Raw genomic sequence first — 14,913 nt, 5'->3', positions numbered from 1 at the left:
GTCCTCGAGCTCGATCTCCTTGGCGATGGAGACACCGTCGTTGGTGATCGTGGGGGCGCCCCACTTCTTCTCCAGCACGACGTTGCGGCCCTTGGGGCCGAGGGTCACCTTGACGGCGTCGGCGAGCTGGTTCATACCGCGCTCGAGACCGCGCCGGGCGTCCTCGTCAAACGCGATCATCTTGGCTGCCATAAGGCTGGACCTCCCAGATGCAGGGTGGCTTGCGGCGGATCGAGCCGACGCCCGCGACGGCATGAGGGTCCGCGTCTCCGTATGGCGGACCCCATCGTCCCGATCCCAGGTGCTGGCACTCACGAACAGAGAGTGCCAACGAACTGTTTAGCACTCTACCCGGTCGAGTGCAAGCGAACACCGTGGGTGCCCAGGTCAGCCGTACGGCGGGCCCCGAAGGACCCGCCGCGTCATCGATGGGGGTGCGAGGGGCAGGCCGTACGGACTGCGCTGCCGCGCGGCCTGCCGTGGTTACGCCGGAGACCTGCTCAGACCGCGCGGACGGACTCCGCCTGGGGGCCCTTCTGTCCCTGAGTGATCTCGAACTCGACCCGCTGACCTTGTTCGAGGGAGCGATAGCCGTCCATCATGATGGCCGAGTAATGGACGAATACATCCTTACCACCGTCTACCGCGATGAAGCCGTAGCCCTTGTCCGCGTTGAACCACTTGACGGTGCCCTGCGCCACTTCCGACTCCTCTTACTGGGCTCGCGGATCCCGCCCATTCGTCCGCGAGACCCGCAATCGCCACGGCTTATGGCAAAACAGCCGCACGATCGCCTCGACCATACCTGTGGCACGGCGTTTGGCAACAGAGTCAAAGCACAAACTACGCAATTCATCCCAGCGCATGGGAAGCAGTGCGAGGGAAGCAGTTCCTATCCGCGCGGGGCATAGATGGTTCAACCTTGAATATCCCGGAAAAGCAGAAGGCGCCCACGAGGGGCGCCTTCCCTGGAGCGGACCTGGGCGTCAGCCGCCGGCTACCGCGGGGATGATGGAGATCTGGACCCCCTCGGGCGCGGGAGTGTCCAAGCCTTCCGCGAAACGGACGTCCTCTTCTCCCACGTAAACGTTGACGAAACGACGAATCTTGCCCGATTCATCCAAAATTCGCGCGCCGATCCCCGGGTAGTCGGAGTCGAGCTTTGCGAGGACGTCACGAAGAGTCGCGCCCTCGCCACTCACTTCCGCGTTTCCGCCGGTGTACGTGCGCAGGATGGTGGGAATCCGCACCGAAACACTCATGATTTAGTCGCCTTTCCTGGTTGTACGAGCAGCCGTGCCGGGCGCTCAGACGGCCGCGCGGAACGCGTCGAGAGAGGGCTTGATGACGGCCGTGGGCTGCGCGTCACCGGAGACGGCGTCGAGCGTCTTGAGACCGTCGCCGGTGTTGAGCACCACGGTCTCCGCCTCGGGGTCGAGCACGCCGTTCTCGGTGAGCTTCTTCAGCACGCCGACCGTGACGCCGCCCGCCGTCTCGGCGAAGATGCCCTCGGTGGAGGCGAGCAGCCTGATCGCCTCCACGATCTCGGCGTCGGTGACGTCCTCCACCGCGCCGCCGGTGCGGCGGGCGATGTCGAGCACGTAGGGGCCGTCGGCGGGGTTGCCGATGGCCAGCGACTTGGCGATGGTGTCGGGCCGGACCGGCTGGACCACGTCGTGGCCGGCCTTGTAGGCGGCCGACACGGGCGAGCAGCCCTGCGCCTGGGCGCCGAACACCTTGTACGGCCGGTCCTCGACCAGCCCCAGGGCGATCAGCTCCTTGAAGCCCTTGTCGATCTTGGTGAGCTGGGACCCGGAGGCGATCGGGATGACGATCTGCTCGGGGAGCCGCCAGCCGAGCTGCTCGGCGATCTCGTACGCGAGCGTCTTGGAGCCCTCGGCGTAGTACGGCCGGAGGTTGACGTTCACGAAGCCCCACTTGTCACCCAGCGGGTCGCCGATGAGCTCGGAGCAGAACCGGTTGACCTCGTCGTAGGTGCCGTCGATGCCGATGAGCTTGCCGCCGAAGACCCGGGCCATGGCGATCTTGGCCTGCTCCAGGTCGGCGGGGATGAACACGCAGGCGTCGAGCCCGGCCCGGGCCGCGGCGGCCGTCACCGCGCCCGCGAGGTTGCCCGTGGAGGAGCAGGACAGCGTGTGGAAGCCGAAGTTGCGCGCCGCCTCGACCGCGATGGCGACGACCCGGTCCTTGAAGGAGTGGGTGGGGTTGCCCGAGTCGTCCTTGACGTGGAGGGACTTGAGGCCGAGGGCGCGCCCGAGGTTGCCCGCCTTGACGAGCTTGGTCCAGCCGGGGTTCATGTTCGGCTTGGTGGCGACGTCGGCGGGGACGGGGAGCAGCGAGCGGTAGCGCCAGATGTTGCTGGGACCCGCCTCGATGTCCTCGCGGCGGACGTCGCCGAAGGAGTAGGCCGCCTCGAGCGGCCCGAAACACTCCAGGCACGCGAAGCTCGGACCGAGGTCGTAGCGGGTGCCGCACTCGCGGCAGGACAGAGCCGTGGCAGGACCGAAGTCAAGCGACATGAAGCGAGGCCTTCCCTCATCTTCGCCCGCGGCCACCTTGACCGCAGACCGGAATTGGCACCTTGTCCCGGTCGGCCTCGCCCTGTCGCGAGTCTCAAGCCGGGAGGGTTGCCGGGGCTTCGCAGGGCCGGTCCCTCCACCCCTCTGGATGAGCAATATTCAGTTGTCGCCTCAGACTGTACCCGCCGACGTGGCGTCACCGTCCAGCCGTCTCATAGCATGAGACGAGTGGTCTCACCGATAGTCGTCACCGAGCGCCGCCTGCACGTACTTGCGCGCCTGGTGGATGCGCGACTTGGCGGTGCCGAGCGGGATGCCGAGCTGCTCGGCCACCTCGTTGTAGTCGAGCTGGACGATGTCGCGCAGCACCAGCGCCTGGGCGAGGTCGGGCTTGTCGGCCTCCAGCGCCTCCATGGCGTCGAGCAGGTCCAGCCGCGACCCCGCGATGACACTGACCCGCCGCACGTCGGGCTTCTGCACCGGCAGCTCGTCGGAGCTCTGCTCGGCGGCCCGCCGCTTCAGCGACCGGTACGTGGTGCGCGCGCAGTTGGCCGTCACGATGTGCAGCCACGTGCTGAACCGCGCCCGCCCCTCGAAGCGGCCGATGTTGCGGGCCACCGCGAGCAGGGTGTCCTGGGACGCCTCCTCGGCGTCCTGGCGGTACGGGAGAATGCGGGCACAGTGCCGCATCACGTCGGGCTCGATCCGCCTCAGGAGCTCGCCGAGCGCGCGATGATCTCCGGCTGCGGCGGAACGGGCAAGTTCCTCGGTTAGCTCATCAAGCGCCATAGCTGGGATCCTATGATCGGAGGGAGGTTAAATGAACAGCGTGCTGGTTGCCTCCAACAGAGGCCCGGTCTCGTTCACCGTCGACGACGACGGCGAGCTGACCATGAAGCGCGGTGGCGGCGGGCTGGTCTCCGGACTGTCCGCGGTCACCAAGGACCACAACGTGCTGTGGGTGTGCGCGGCCCTGTCCGACGGCGACCGCAGCGCGGCCCGGCAGGCCCCCGGGGGCCGGCTCGACCACGCGGGCTACGACACGGGCGCCCTGCGGATGCTCGACATCCCGGCCGCCACGTTCCACCGCGCCTACAACGCGGTGGCCAACTCGACGCTCTGGTTCGTCAACCACCTGCTCTACGACACCCCCAACGCCCCGAGCTTCGGCTCCCGCTTCCGCCGCGAGTGGGAGTCGTACCGCGACTACAACGGCGCGTTCGCGCTGGCGCTGGCCGAGGAGGCCCACCACGAGGCGCGCGTCATGGTGCAGGACTACCACCTGACCCTCACCCCCGCCATGCTCCGCGCCGAGCGGCCCGACCTTCGCGTCGCCCATTTCAGCCACACGCCCTGGGCGCCGCCCGAGTACTTCTCGCTGCTGCCCGACGAGGTGGCCCGCGAGGTGCTCGAAGGCATCCTGGGCGCCGACCACGCCGGGTTCCTCACCGCGCGCTGGGCCGAGGCGTTCATGGACTGCTGCCGGGCGCTGCTCGGCGCGCGGGTGGACCGCGACGCCCGCACCGTGACCCACGAGGGGCGCACGACCCGCGTCGGCGTCCACCCGCTCGGCGTCGACGGCGGCGCGCTGTGCGATCGGGCGGCCGAGCCCGACGTCGAGTCGCACATGACCGCCCTGCGCGAGCAGGTCGGCGACCGCGCCCTGATCGTCCGCATCGACCGCACCGAGCTGTCCAAGAACATCGTGCGCGGCCTGCAAGCCTACCGCGAGTTCCTGGCCGAGCACCCCGAGTGGCACGGGAAGGTCGTCCACCTCGCCTTCGCCTACCCGAGCCGGCACGACCTGCCCGAGTACCGCGAGTACACCGCCACGGTGCAGCGCTGCGCCCAGGAGATCGAGGACGAGTACGCCACCGAGGACTGGGACCCGCTGATCCTCAACGTCCACGACGACTACCCGCGCTCGCTGGCCGCCTACCGGATGGCCGACGTGCTGTTGGTCAACCCGATCCGCGACGGCATGAACCTGGTGGCCAAGGAGGGCCCGATCCTGTCGCCGGGCGCCGCCCTGGTGCTGTCGCGCGAGGCCGGGGCGGCGGCCGAGCTGGGCGAGCACGCGCTCCTGGTCAACCCGTACGACATCAGCGGCACGGCGGCCGCACTGCACGAGGCGCTCGTCATGCCGGCGGACGAGCGCCGCGCGCGCGGCGACCGGCTGCGCGCGGCAGCCACCGCCCTGCCGCCGCAGCGGTGGCTCACGGCCCAGCTCGACGCCCTCGCCGGTCACTGAGGACGTCCTCAGAGCCAGTCCGCGTGCTTCAGCGTGTCGGCCAGCCCCGGCGTGTTCCACTGGTCGACGACGAGGATCCTGCTCTTCGGCAGGTACCACTCGCGCTGGGTGAAGCGGGACTTCGTGGCGCCGTTGGCATAGCTGACGCACTTCGACGCCCACTCGTTGTAGGCGGCCTTGTGCCCCGGCCCGACCTGGCGCAGCCCACGCTTCACCCCGGTGCCGACGATCTCGCCCCACCTGTGGTTGGCCGGGCAGGGCTGCACGTCGCTCGCCGTGTAGAACGGGCGCTTGCCGGTGTACGCGCCGAACCCCTCGGCGCCCCGCTTGATGTACGACGGGCCGAAGACGTAGAACGCGTCGCACTCGGACGAGCCCCACCCCTGCGGCTTGCGACACTTGCCGGTCACCACCTGCACCGCGTCCGTGCCCATGCCGTACACCCGCCACTCGATCGGGATGTAGAGCGTCAGGCCGTTGCGCAGCTTGAGCTGCTGCGCCGGCGCAGCGTTCGCGGGCGAGGAGACGGCGAGGAGGGTGGCCGCGGCCACGGTCGCGGCGGCGAGGTATCGCGTGAACATGCGGCCGACCCTAGGGGCGCGCACTTGCAAAACAGTCACTAACGACTAAAAGCCGACACAAGTTCACGGAGGAGCGCCACCACCCCGTCGGGCCCGTCCACCACGATGTCGGCCCGCTCGGCCAGGGCCGTCACCTCGGTGGAGCCGCTGCACACGGTCACACCGGGCAGCCCGGAGGCGCGTACGGCCTCGAAGGCGGCCAGGTCGCCCAGGTCGTCGCCGACGAACATGACCGACATCGCGTCCCGCTCGGCGAGGAACAGCCCGAGCGCGTGGCCCTTGTCCATGCCCGGCGGCCTCAGCTCCAGCACGAACCGCCCGGGCTCCACCACGAGGTTGTGCCGGGCGGCCAACTCGTCCAGCGGCTCGCGCAGCACGGCGAGCGCGCCCTCGGGGTCGTCGGCGCGGCGTGTGTGGACGGCCACCGCGCGGCCCTTGTCCTCGATGGTCACGCCCTTCAGGCCGAGCGAGTCGATCAGCAGCGGCAGCTCGGCCTCCGCCCGGGGCACGCCCGCGGGGGGCGGCGGGCCGGAGATCGCGCCGTTCTCCCACCGCTCGAAGCCGTAGTGGCCGAGGATCACCAGACCCGGCACCTCGGCCAGGCCGGGACCGAGCTCCAGGGCGGTGGCGGGCGGGCGCCCGGTGACGATGGCCACCGCACGCACGTGCCGGCCCAGCTCGGCCAGCACGCCGGGCGCCTCGGGGTGGATCAGGGCCGCGGCGGGATCGGACACGATCGGCGACAGGGTCCCGTCGAAGTCGAGCCCGATCACGGCGCCTGCGGGGTCCTTCAGGATGGCTTCCATTCCAGGGATGTTGCTCACGCGGCTGGCCCTACCCAGCCGGTCAGGGGCGCATGCCCAGGCGCCTCGCGGCGCGGTCGCGCTGGCGGCCGGCGCGCAGCCTGCGCAGCCGCTTCACCAGCATCGGATCCTGCTCCAGGGCGGCCGGCTTGTCGATGAGCTCGCCCAGGAGCTGGTAGTAGCGGGTGGCGGAGAACCCGAAGGTCTCCTTGATGGCCTGCTCCTTGGCGCCCGCGTGGCGCCACCACTGGCGCTCGAAGGCGAGGAGATCGCGTTCACGTGGGGTCAGCTCTGCGGGTGGGGTGAGGGGTTGCTGCTCGTGCTCCGGTTGTCGGGGTGCACTGTCACCGCCGGCCGGTGCAGTGTCCATGGTTCCTCCTCGAAAGGCTGCGCGCGACGATCACGACACGCGCATGCGGCCCGACGCCATCGTAATGTGCGCACTCCGGCTGTTCATGGCGGATGGCGAGACGTACAGTCACGAAGTGTGACCTCAGTCATCACACTTCTCACGGACTACGGGCTTGAGGACGGCTACGTGGCGGCCTGCCACGGAGTGATCGCCGGCATCGCTCCCGAGGCCAGGGTGATCGACGTGTGCCACGCCATCCCGTCGGGCGACGTACGGCGCGGTGCCGCGATTCTCGCCCAGACCATCCCCTACCTACCCAAGGGCGTGCACATCGGCGCGGTCGATCCCGGCACGGGACATGCCCGGCGGGCCGTCGCGATCGAGGCGGGCGGCCGGGTGTTCATCGGGCCGGACAACGGGCTGCTGTCCTGGGCGGTCCACGCCAGCGGAGGGGCGGAGGCGGCGTACGAGATCAGCAACGAGGAGTACTTCCTGAGACCCGTCTCGCCCACCTTCCACGGCCGCGACATCTACTCGGCCGTGGCGGGACGGCTGGTCAGGGGACTCAAGCCGGACGACCTGGGGCCCGAACGGCCGATCACGCGGCTCGTGTCGCTGCCGGAGCCGACGTCGGTGGTGCGCGAGGGGGCGGTCGAGGGCGAGGTCGTCTCGGTGGACCGCTACGGCAACACGCAGCTCTCGATCACGGCGAGCCATCTGGAGGCGCTGGGGGCGCGGGTCGGCGACACGCTGGGGGTGTGGCTGGGGCGGCGGCAGCTCACGTTGCCGTACCGGGAGACGTACGCGGCGGTGCCGCCGGGCGAGCTGGTGGCCTTCGCGGACTCGGCGGGGCTGATCGCGATCGCGGTGAACTCGGGGGACGCGGCGCAGCGGCTGGGGCTACCCCCCGGCGCCCATGTCCGGATTTCTCCGTCTATATCCAAGTCTTAGCGCTACGAAAGCCGCTTAAGCCTAATTACGCGATGTATCGGGCTGTTTACTGAAGGGTCTGATCAGCGGTAGGCGACTCGTGTCACAATCTCCGGCAACGGGCATCCCCCTTCTGCCCCGGAGGTCGCCATGCGCCTCTTCCGCCCCATGCCGTACGTCCGCTCCCTCACCGTCACCCTCGTCACCGCCTTCGGATTGTGCCTGGCCGCCTCGCCGCTGTCCGGCCCCTCGCCGAGCGCGGGCGCCGACACCCGCGCCGCCGCCGCGGGCGCGCCGAGCGCCGCCCAATGGCAGCTCCCGGCGCTGCGCCTGCCCGAGGCGTGGCGGATCACCAGGGGCGAGGGCGTGCTGGTCGCCGTCCTCGACACCGGGGTGAACGGCGACCACCCCGACCTGGCGGGCTCCGTGGTCGCCGGCCCCGACCTGACCGGCGCGGGCAGACGGCCCGGCCGGTGGGGTCACCACGGCACCGCCATGGCCAGCCTCATCGCCGGCCACGGCCACACCGACGCCGCCGCCCCACCACGTCCGCGCAACCCCCCGGCCGCCGCCGCGCCGCCCACCGGACCGATCCTCACCTCCGCGCCTCCCGCCGTGGCGTCTCCCGCCACGGCGCCTCCTTCCGAGGCCGCGGGCCGCGCCGCCGCGCTCGGCGCGCCGGCCCGGGTGCCCCACGCCGCCCGGGGGACCGCGCGCCTGGGGGTGATCGGCGTCGCCCCCGGGGCCCGCATCCTGTCGGTCCGCGTCACGCTGGAGAACGACGACCCGCTGCGCGCCCGTCCCTCGGCGGGCCGCCCCGACGCGCTGGCCCGCGGCATCCGCTACGCCGCCGACCACGGCGCTGACGTCATCAGCATGTCCCTGGGCGGCGGCAGCGGCGCCTGGAACGGCTCCCCGGCCGAGAAGGAGGCGGTCCGGTACGCGCTGAGCCGCGGCGCCGTCCTCGTGGCCTCCTCCGGCAACGACGGCGAGACCACGAACCGCAAGAACTACCCCGCCGCCTATCCCGGCGTCATCGCGGTCGGCGCGGTGGACCGGCGGCTCAAGGTGGCCGCGTTCTCCAACCGCCAGGACTACCTCTCGGTGGTGGCCCCCGGTACGGGCATCCTCACCGCCGACGGCGACCGCTCCTACGTGGTGGGCGACGGCACGAGCGCGGCGGCGGCCATGGTGGCGGGCATCGCGGCCCTGGTCAGGTCGGCCTATCCCGGCCTGCCGCCGCGTCAGGTGCGCGCCGCCATCGAGCGCGGCACGGCCTCGCCTCCCGCCCGGCGTCCATGGTCCGCCTCCGGCGCGGACGACCGCGACCCCTCGTACGGTCACGGCGTGGCCGACGCGCTGCTCGCGCTGCGGGAGGCGGGCCGGATGGCGGGGGCCAGGGCGGGCGCGGCCCCTCCGGCCCCACCGGGGAGGCCGGCACGGGCGGACGGCGGCACGCCCGACTCCCGGCTGCCGACGCTGCTCGGCCTGCTCGCGCTCTGCCTCGCGATGGGCACCCACGTGCTGACCCGCCGCCGCTCCCCCTGACCCGGCACCTCCTGACCCCGCCCGCCCCGACCTCGCACCCCGCCGCATCTTATCCCTAGCAAGCGCTTGTGTAATACTCCTGGCATGACCCTGGCGATCGACGGCTGGTTCACGGCCGAGGACGGCGTCACCCATCTCCTGGGCGCCCGCTGCGCCGCCTGCGGCACGGTGACGTTCCCGCCGCGCACCGGCTTCTGCCCCAACCCCGGCTGCGACGGCGAGCACCTGGAGGTGACCCGGCTGTCCCGTCGGGGCCGCGTCTGGTCCTACACCGCCTCCTGCTACCCCCCGCCCGCCCCGTACGTGGCCGCCGAGCCGTACACACCCGTCACGCTGGCGGCGGTGGAGCTGGAGCGTGAGGGCATCGTGGTGCTCGGCCAGGTCAAGGACCTCACGGTCGCGGACCTGGAGGTCGGGATGGAGCTGGAGCTGACCTGCGGCCCGCTCGCCGACGGGCCGCTCGTGTGGATGTGGGGGCCGGCGTCGTGAGCGTGGTGGCGCTGGGCGCGGGGATGCACCCGTGGGGCAAGTGGGGCCGCCCGTTCACCGAGTACGGCCTGGCGGCGGCCCGGGAGGCCCTGCGCGACGCGGACGTGAGCTGGCCCGAGGTCGGGTTCCTGGTCGGGGCCGACACGATCAGGAACGGCTACCCGGGTTTCGTGTCCGGCGCGACCTACGCCAGGGCGCTCGGCTGGTCGGGCGCCCGGATCGCGTCCTGCTACGCCGCCTGCGCCTCCGGAGCCCAGGCCATGGACATCGCGCGGACCCGGATCCTCGCCGGGCTCTGCGACGTGGCGCTGGTCGTGGGCGCCGACTCCACCCCGAAGGGCTTCTTCAAGCCGGTCGGCGGCGACCGCCCCGACGATCCCGACTGGCTGCGCTTCCGCCTGCTCGGCGCGACCAACCCGGCCTACTTCGGGCTGTACGCGCGCCGCCGGATGGCCCTGCACGGCTCCACGCCCGAGGACTTCGCGGCCGTCAAGGTCAAGAACGCCCGCGCCGGCGCGCTGAACCCGCTGGCCCGCTACCGCAAGCCGGTCACGGCCGAGGAGGTGCTGGCCTCGCCCATGGTGGCCGACCCGCTGCGCCTCATGGACATCTGCGCCACCTCCGACGGCGGGGCCGCGGTCGTGCTCGCTTCCGAGGACTACGCCCGGCGGCGCGGCGTCACGGAGCCGGTGCGGCTGGCCGCGATCTCCACGGTGACGCCCGCCTTCCCCAACACCGTGCTGGAGCTCCCGGAGTTCGCCACGGATTCCGCCGCCGCCGTGCCGCCGCCCGCCCGGCCGTTCCGCGCGGCGATCGCGCACGCCGCGTACGAGGAGGCGGGGCTGGGCCCGGAGGACGTGTCGTTCGCCGAGGTGTACGACCTGTCCACGGCGCTGGAGCTCGACTGGATGGAGGACGTCGGCCTCTGCCCGCCCGGCGAGGCGGACAAGCTGCTGCGCACCGGCGACACCGCGCTCGGCGGCCGGCTCCCGGTCAACCCCTCGGGAGGGCTGGCCTCGTTCGGCGAGGCGATCCCCGCCCAGGCGATCGCCCAGGTGTGCGAGCTGACCTGGCAGCTGCGCGGCCGGGCGGGCGACCGGCAGGTGGCGGGCGCCAGGGTGGGCCTGGCGGCCAACCAGGGGCTGTTCGGCCACGGCTCGGCGGTCATCGCCACCCGCTGACCCGCGACGCCGTCCCGTGTGCGGACGAACGCCGAGGGCCCCGCGCGAGCGGATCGCGCGGGGCCCTCGGGAGGTGACGGCGGCGTCAGCCGGCGTGGACCACGTCGTGCGTCTCCGCGAAGTGGCAGGCGCTGAGGTGCGCCGTGCCCGGACGGATCTGCAGCAGCGGCTCCTCCGTGGCGCAGATCTCCTGGGCCTTCCAGCAGCGGGTGCGGAAGCGGCAGCCCGACGGCGGGTTGGCCGGCGAGGGCGGGTCGCCCTGCAGGATGATCCGCTCCCGGCCCTCGCGGCCCTCGGGGTCGGGGACGGGGACGGCCGACAGCAGCGCCTGGGTGTACGGGTGGGCCGGCCGGTCGTAGATCTCCAGGTCCTTGCCCAGCTCCACCATCTTGCCCAGGTACATCACCGCGACCCGGTCGGAGATGTGGCGCACCACCGACAGGTCGTGGGCGATGAAGATGTACGCCAGGCCGAACTCGTTCTGCAGCCGCTCCAGCAGGTTGATGACCTGCGCCTGGATCGACACGTCGAGCGCGGACACCGGCTCGTCGCAGACGATGATCTCAGGCTGGAGCGCCAGACCGCGGGCGATGCCGATGCGCTGGCGCTGACCGCCGGAGAACTGGTGGGGGTAGCGGTTGATGTGGTCGGGGTTGAGGCCCACGACCTCCAGCAGCTCCTGCACCTTGCGCCGCCGGTCGCCCTTGGGCGCGGCCTCGGTGTGGATCTCGAACGGCTCGCCCACGATGTCGCCGACGGTCATCCGGGGGTTCAGCGAGGTGTAGGGGTCCTGCATCACCATCTGGATGTTGCGGCGCATCCGCTTGAGCTCGGCGCCCTTGGCCTTGGCCATGTCGCGCCCGTTGATCACCACCGAGCCGGACGTCGGCCGCTCCAGCGCCATCAGCACCTTGGCCAGCGTCGACTTGCCGCAGCCGGACTCGCCGACGATGCCCAGCGTCTCGCCCTTGTTCAGCTCGAAGGAGACGCCGTCCACGGCCTTGATGGCGCCGATCTGCTTCTTGAACATGATGCCCTGGGTCAGCGGGAAGTGCTTGACCAGGTCGCGCACCTCCAGGATGCGCTCACCTTGGGTCGCCATCGAGGACCTCCCTCCAGTAGTGGCAGGCGCTGTTGCGCGCACCGCTGATCCCGTAGAGCGGGGGTGCGTCGGTCACGCAGTTGTCCTGGCGGTACGGGCACCGCGGGTGGAAGGCGCAGCCGGTGGGCATGTCGAGCAGGTTGGGCGGCAGACCCTTGATCGCGTACAGCTCCTGGCCCTTGAGGTCGACCCGGGGGATCGACTCCAGCAGGCCCTTCGTGTACGGGTGGGCGGGCGCCCGGTAGATGTCGTACACCGGGGCGTTCTCGACGATCCGTCCCGCGTACATGACCGCGATCTTGTCCGCGACGTCGGCGACGACGCCGAGGTCGTGCGTGATGAGGATCAGGCCCATGTTGCTCTCGCGCTGCAGCTCGGCGAGCAGCTCCATGATCTGGGCCTGGACCGTCACGTCGAGCGCGGTCGTCGGCTCGTCCGCGATCAGCACCTCCGGGTCCAGCGCGATCGACATGGCGATCATGATGCGCTGGCGCATGCCTCCGGAGAACTGGTGCGGGAAGTCGTGCACGCGCTGCTTGGCGGCCGGGATGCGGACCCGGTCCATCAGCTCGACGGCCTTGGCCATCGCGTCACGCTTGGACATGCCGCGGTGGACGCGGAACATCTCGCTGATCTGCCAGCCCACGGTGAACACCGGGTTGAGCGCCGACAGCGCGTCCTGGAAGATCATGGCGATGCGCTGGCCGCGGACCTGCGTGCGCGCCTCGTCCGACAGCTTCAGCAGGTCGGTCCCGCGGAAGCGGATCTCCCCCTTGGGAATGCGCGCGGGCGGCATGTCCAGGATGCCCATGATCGCCTGCGCGGTCACGGACTTGCCGGAGCCCGACTCGCCCAGGACCGCGAGGGTCTCACCCGGGTTGAGCGAGTAGCTCACGCCGTTCACGGCCCGCACGACGCCCGCCCGAGTGGCGAACTCCACGTGCAGGTCCTCCACCGCCAGCAACGGCTCGTCACCCAGCCCTCCCTCGGCGGGCGACGTCCGCAGCGATGTCTTACTCATCTGATCCCCCCTTCTACCTGAGCTTCGGGTCGAGCGCGTCGCGGACGGCGTCGCCCATCATGATGAACGCCAGCACGGTGATGCTCAGGAACACGGCGGGGAACACCAGCGGCAGCGGCGCCTCCAGGAACCGGCTCCGGGCGTCGGCGATCATCAGGCCCCACGAGATGTCCGGCGACTGCACGCCGACCCCGAGGAACGACAGCGCGGCCTCGGCCGCGATGAACCCGCCCAGGTTGATGGTGGACACGACGATCACCGGGGCGATCGCGTTCGGCAGCAGGTGGCCGAACATGATCCGGCTCTGGCTCGCGCCGAGCGCCCGCGCCGCGATGACGAAGTCCTGGCTCCTGGCCGTGATGACGGCGGCCCGCATGATGCGGAACGTCATCGGCCACGCCAGCACCGACAGCGCGATCACCACGATCCAGATGCCGAGCCCCTTGTCCCGGAACGTCGCCGTGATGAGCAGCGCGCCCAGGATCTGCGGGATCGCGAAGAAGACCTCGGTGATGCGGGAGCTGACCGTGTCGGTGACGCCGCCGCGGGTGCCGGCGATGAGGCCGAGCAGGCCGCCGACGACCGCGGTGATGATCGTGGTGCTCACACCGATGAGGATCGAGTTGCTGGCGCCGAAGATGGTCCGGGCGTACACGTCGCAGCCGAGGTTGTCGCGCCCGAAGAGGTGACCGGCGCTGGGGCCCTGGCGGGCGCTGGCGAGGTCACACGTGCGCGCGTCCAGCGGGTTGATCGACGTGAACAGCGACGGCCAGAACGACATGATCAGCAGGATCGCGATGAGGACCAGCGAGAAGATGAACATCGGCCTGCGGCGCAGGTCGTGCCAGGCGTCGGTCCACAGGCTCGCCGGCTTTCCCTCCTTCTTGCGGCGCCTGCCGCGGGAAGGAGGAGCGCTGGGGGCCGTCTCCGGGGTCAGAGTCTGGGTGTCGGGGCCCGCGGGCCCTGCCTGCGGAGTGTCACTCATAGCGGATCCTCGGGTCGAGCACTGCGTACATCAGGTCGACAGCCAGGTTGGCCACGATGTAGACCAACACCAGGATGGTCACGATTCCTACGACGATGGGTTGTTCTCGTAGGTAGACGCCTTGGTAGAGCTGGTTGCCGATCCCCGGCAGGTTGAAGATCGTCTCGGTGATCACCGCGCCGCCCATGAGGTTGCCGAGGTCGGCGCCCAGGTAGGTCACCAGGGGGATCAGCGCGTTGCGCAGGCCGTGCCGGCCGATGACCCGCCGGCGGGACAGGCCCTTGGCGGTCGCCGTGCGGATGTAGTCGGATCTCAGCGTCTCCACCAGGCTCGTCCTCGTGAGCCGGGTCAGGTACGCGATCGACACGCCCGCCAGCACGAACCCGGGCAGCAGGTACGACTTGATGCCCTGCGTGGCGCCCGCGATGGGGAAGATCTCCGTACCGGTCACCTGCTTGAGCCAGACGCCCAGCCAGAGCTGCAGCACGAAGCCGCTGACCAGCGTGGGGATCGAGATCAGCAGCAGGGTCGAGGCGAGGATGGCCGTGTCGGTCGCCCGGCCGCGGCGCAGCGCCGCCCAGAGGCCGAGGACGACGCCGATGATGGCCTCCAGGACCAGCGCGACCAACGCGAGGTTCAGCGTGACCTGGAGCTTGCCCGCGAGGAGCTGGGTCACCGGGACGCCGGCGAAGGTCTTGCCGAAGTCTCCGCGGAAGATGATGCCGCTGATGTAGTACCAGTACTGGAGCAGCAGCGGATCGTTGAGGTGGTACTGGTCGCGGATGATCGCGACGATGTTGGGGTCCTGCCTCTTCTCACCGGCCAGCGCCGCGATGGGGTCACCAGGAAGCGCGAAGACGATGGCGAAGATGAAGAGGGTGGCGCCGAGCAGGACTGGCACTGCCTGGATCAGACGCCTGATGATGTAACGGCCCATTCAAGCCTCCCGTACATGCCAGAAGGCAGTGCCTGGATCCATGGGGTGGAACGGCCCAAGCGACTGCCTTCCTGGCGCTCTCGAGGGGCGGGGGGGCCGGGGGGGCCCCCCCCCCGGGCCCAGCCGCAAGCCGGGGGGGCGGCGGCCCCCCCCACCCGGGTGGGGGGGTGTGGATTGTAGGTGTTGGCCAGGG

At 70.9% G+C, this 14,913-nt stretch carries 17 protein-coding genes and 1 riboswitch; of the genes, 5 read left to right on the top strand and 12 right to left on the bottom strand.

The features are described 5' to 3' along the window. From HTZ77_RS44450 to HTZ77_RS44430, 5 genes are all read right to left on the bottom strand, one after another. The coding region (locus HTZ77_RS44450; protein WP_281387925.1) for a TCP-1/cpn60 chaperonin family protein at positions 1-192 on the bottom strand (192 nt) is incomplete at its 3' end. A 308-nt stretch (positions 193-500) separates the two neighbouring features. Next, the gene (locus HTZ77_RS44445) at positions 501-701 is read right to left on the bottom strand and encodes a cold-shock protein (protein ID WP_068927743.1); all 201 of its coding nucleotides are present in this window, start codon (positions 699-701) and stop codon (positions 501-503) included. A gap of 285 nt (positions 702-986) precedes the next feature. Continuing rightward, a complete protein-coding gene (locus HTZ77_RS44440) occupies positions 987-1,262 on the bottom strand; it encodes a MoaD/ThiS family protein (protein ID WP_175595832.1) in 276 nt (91 codons plus the stop codon). A 45-nt stretch (positions 1,263-1,307) separates the two neighbouring features. Further along, positions 1,308-2,540 (bottom strand): threonine synthase, encoded by a 1,233-nt coding sequence (gene thrC / locus HTZ77_RS44435; protein ID WP_175595831.1) that lies wholly within the window; start codon positions 2,538-2,540, stop codon positions 1,308-1,310. A gap of 13 nt (positions 2,541-2,553) precedes the next feature. Further along, a riboswitch (SAM riboswitch) is annotated at positions 2,554-2,695 on the bottom strand. Between the two features lie 79 nt (positions 2,696-2,774). Further along, positions 2,775-3,329, bottom strand: a complete 555-nt coding sequence (locus HTZ77_RS44430) for an RNA polymerase sigma factor (protein ID WP_101789290.1) — start codon at positions 3,327-3,329, stop codon at positions 2,775-2,777. Positions 3,330-3,360: 31 nt separating this feature from the next. Here HTZ77_RS44430 and HTZ77_RS44425 point away from each other — a divergent pair, with 31 nt between their 5' ends. After that, positions 3,361-4,791 carry an alpha,alpha-trehalose-phosphate synthase (UDP-forming) gene (locus HTZ77_RS44425; protein ID WP_175595830.1) on the top strand — a complete coding sequence of 477 codons (1,431 nt, stop codon included), beginning with the start codon at positions 3,361-3,363 and terminating at the stop codon, positions 4,789-4,791. 8 nt (positions 4,792-4,799) lie between these two features. Here HTZ77_RS44425 and HTZ77_RS44420 read toward each other — a convergent pair whose 3' ends face one another. Genes HTZ77_RS44420 through HTZ77_RS44410 form a run of 3 tightly spaced genes read right to left on the bottom strand, consistent with a single transcriptional unit; the run spans position 4,800 to position 6,545 of the window. Beyond that, positions 4,800-5,372: a hypothetical protein gene (locus tag HTZ77_RS44420; RefSeq protein WP_175595829.1), complete on the bottom strand. Its 573-nt coding sequence runs from the start codon at positions 5,370-5,372 to the stop codon at positions 4,800-4,802. Positions 5,373-5,410: 38 nt separating this feature from the next. Beyond that, positions 5,411-6,178 (bottom strand): trehalose-phosphatase, encoded by a 768-nt coding sequence (gene otsB, locus HTZ77_RS44415; RefSeq protein ID WP_175595828.1) that lies wholly within the window; start codon positions 6,176-6,178, stop codon positions 5,411-5,413. Between the two features lie 40 nt (positions 6,179-6,218). Then, the gene (locus HTZ77_RS44410) at positions 6,219-6,545 is read right to left on the bottom strand and encodes a DUF3263 domain-containing protein (protein ID WP_175595827.1); all 327 of its coding nucleotides are present in this window, start codon (positions 6,543-6,545) and stop codon (positions 6,219-6,221) included. 117 nt (positions 6,546-6,662) lie between these two features. Here HTZ77_RS44410 and HTZ77_RS44405 point away from each other — a divergent pair, with 117 nt between their 5' ends. From HTZ77_RS44405 to HTZ77_RS44390, 4 genes are all read left to right on the top strand, one after another. Then, positions 6,663-7,478 carry an SAM hydrolase/SAM-dependent halogenase family protein gene (locus HTZ77_RS44405; protein WP_175595826.1) on the top strand — a complete coding sequence of 272 codons (816 nt, stop codon included), beginning with the start codon at positions 6,663-6,665 and terminating at the stop codon, positions 7,476-7,478. Between the two features lie 129 nt (positions 7,479-7,607). Beyond that, a complete protein-coding gene (locus HTZ77_RS44400; RefSeq protein ID WP_205304729.1) occupies positions 7,608-9,005 on the top strand; it encodes a S8 family serine peptidase in 1,398 nt (465 codons plus the stop codon). 84 nt (positions 9,006-9,089) lie between these two features. Then, positions 9,090-9,494, top strand: a complete 405-nt coding sequence (locus tag HTZ77_RS44395) for a Zn-ribbon domain-containing OB-fold protein (protein WP_175595825.1) — start codon at positions 9,090-9,092, stop codon at positions 9,492-9,494. Then, a complete protein-coding gene (locus tag HTZ77_RS44390; RefSeq protein ID WP_175595824.1) occupies positions 9,491-10,675 on the top strand; it encodes a lipid-transfer protein in 1,185 nt (394 codons plus the stop codon). Before HTZ77_RS44395 ends, HTZ77_RS44390 begins: the two co-directional genes overlap by 4 nt. Before the next feature lie 85 nt (positions 10,676-10,760). Here HTZ77_RS44390 and HTZ77_RS44385 read toward each other — a convergent pair whose 3' ends face one another. The 4 genes from HTZ77_RS44385 to HTZ77_RS44370 are packed head-to-tail and all read right to left on the bottom strand — an operon-like array spanning position 10,761 to position 14,720. Continuing rightward, positions 10,761-11,777 carry an ABC transporter ATP-binding protein gene (locus HTZ77_RS44385; protein ID WP_175595823.1) on the bottom strand — a complete coding sequence of 339 codons (1,017 nt, stop codon included), beginning with the start codon at positions 11,775-11,777 and terminating at the stop codon, positions 10,761-10,763. Continuing rightward, entirely contained in the window at positions 11,761-12,798 is a 1,038-nt protein-coding gene (locus tag HTZ77_RS44380; protein ID WP_175595822.1) for an ABC transporter ATP-binding protein, read from the bottom strand. Before HTZ77_RS44380 ends, HTZ77_RS44385 begins: the two co-directional genes overlap by 17 nt. Before the next feature lie 13 nt (positions 12,799-12,811). Then, complete coding sequence (locus tag HTZ77_RS44375) at positions 12,812-13,783, bottom strand: ABC transporter permease (RefSeq protein WP_175595821.1); 972 nt, start codon at positions 13,781-13,783, stop codon at positions 12,812-12,814. Next, the gene (locus tag HTZ77_RS44370) at positions 13,776-14,720 is read right to left on the bottom strand and encodes an ABC transporter permease (RefSeq protein ID WP_175595820.1); all 945 of its coding nucleotides are present in this window, start codon (positions 14,718-14,720) and stop codon (positions 13,776-13,778) included. Before HTZ77_RS44370 ends, HTZ77_RS44375 begins: the two co-directional genes overlap by 8 nt. Positions 14,721-14,913 lie beyond the last annotated feature (193 nt).

It is taken from the genome of Nonomuraea montanisoli (assembly GCF_013363975.1).
Lineage (GTDB): Bacteria > Actinomycetota > Actinomycetes > Streptosporangiales > Streptosporangiaceae > Nonomuraea > Nonomuraea montanisoli.
The sequence above is the reverse complement of the archived record's forward strand: the minus strand, read 5'-3'. Positions and strand labels throughout refer to the sequence as shown.

Excerpts from the sequence above, each read along its gene's own strand:
- HTZ77_RS44440 (WP_175595832.1), bottom strand. The coding sequence starts at position 1,262 with ATGAGTGTTTCGGTGCGGATTCCCACCATCCTGCGCACGTACACCGGC.
- thrC (WP_175595831.1), bottom strand. The coding sequence starts at position 2,540 with ATGTCGCTTGACTTCGGTCCTGCCACGGCTCTGTCCTGCCGCGAGTGC.
- HTZ77_RS44430 (WP_101789290.1), bottom strand. The coding sequence starts at position 3,329 with ATGGCGCTTGATGAGCTAACCGAGGAACTTGCCCGTTCCGCCGCAGCC.
- HTZ77_RS44425 (WP_175595830.1), top strand. The coding sequence starts at position 3,361 with ATGAACAGCGTGCTGGTTGCCTCCAACAGAGGCCCGGTCTCGTTCACC.
- HTZ77_RS44420 (WP_175595829.1), bottom strand. The coding sequence starts at position 5,372 with ATGTTCACGCGATACCTCGCCGCCGCGACCGTGGCCGCGGCCACCCTC.
- otsB (WP_175595828.1), bottom strand. The coding sequence starts at position 6,178 with ATGGAAGCCATCCTGAAGGACCCCGCAGGCGCCGTGATCGGGCTCGAC.
- HTZ77_RS44410 (WP_175595827.1), bottom strand. The coding sequence starts at position 6,545 with ATGGACACTGCACCGGCCGGCGGTGACAGTGCACCCCGACAACCGGAG.
- HTZ77_RS44400 (WP_205304729.1), top strand. The coding sequence starts at position 7,608 with ATGCGCCTCTTCCGCCCCATGCCGTACGTCCGCTCCCTCACCGTCACC.
- HTZ77_RS44395 (WP_175595825.1), top strand. The coding sequence starts at position 9,090 with ATGACCCTGGCGATCGACGGCTGGTTCACGGCCGAGGACGGCGTCACC.
- HTZ77_RS44385 (WP_175595823.1), bottom strand. The coding sequence starts at position 11,777 with ATGGCGACCCAAGGTGAGCGCATCCTGGAGGTGCGCGACCTGGTCAAG.
- HTZ77_RS44380 (WP_175595822.1), bottom strand. The coding sequence starts at position 12,798 with ATGAGTAAGACATCGCTGCGGACGTCGCCCGCCGAGGGAGGGCTGGGT.
- HTZ77_RS44375 (WP_175595821.1), bottom strand. The coding sequence starts at position 13,783 with ATGAGTGACACTCCGCAGGCAGGGCCCGCGGGCCCCGACACCCAGACT.
- HTZ77_RS44370 (WP_175595820.1), bottom strand. The coding sequence starts at position 14,720 with ATGGGCCGTTACATCATCAGGCGTCTGATCCAGGCAGTGCCAGTCCTG.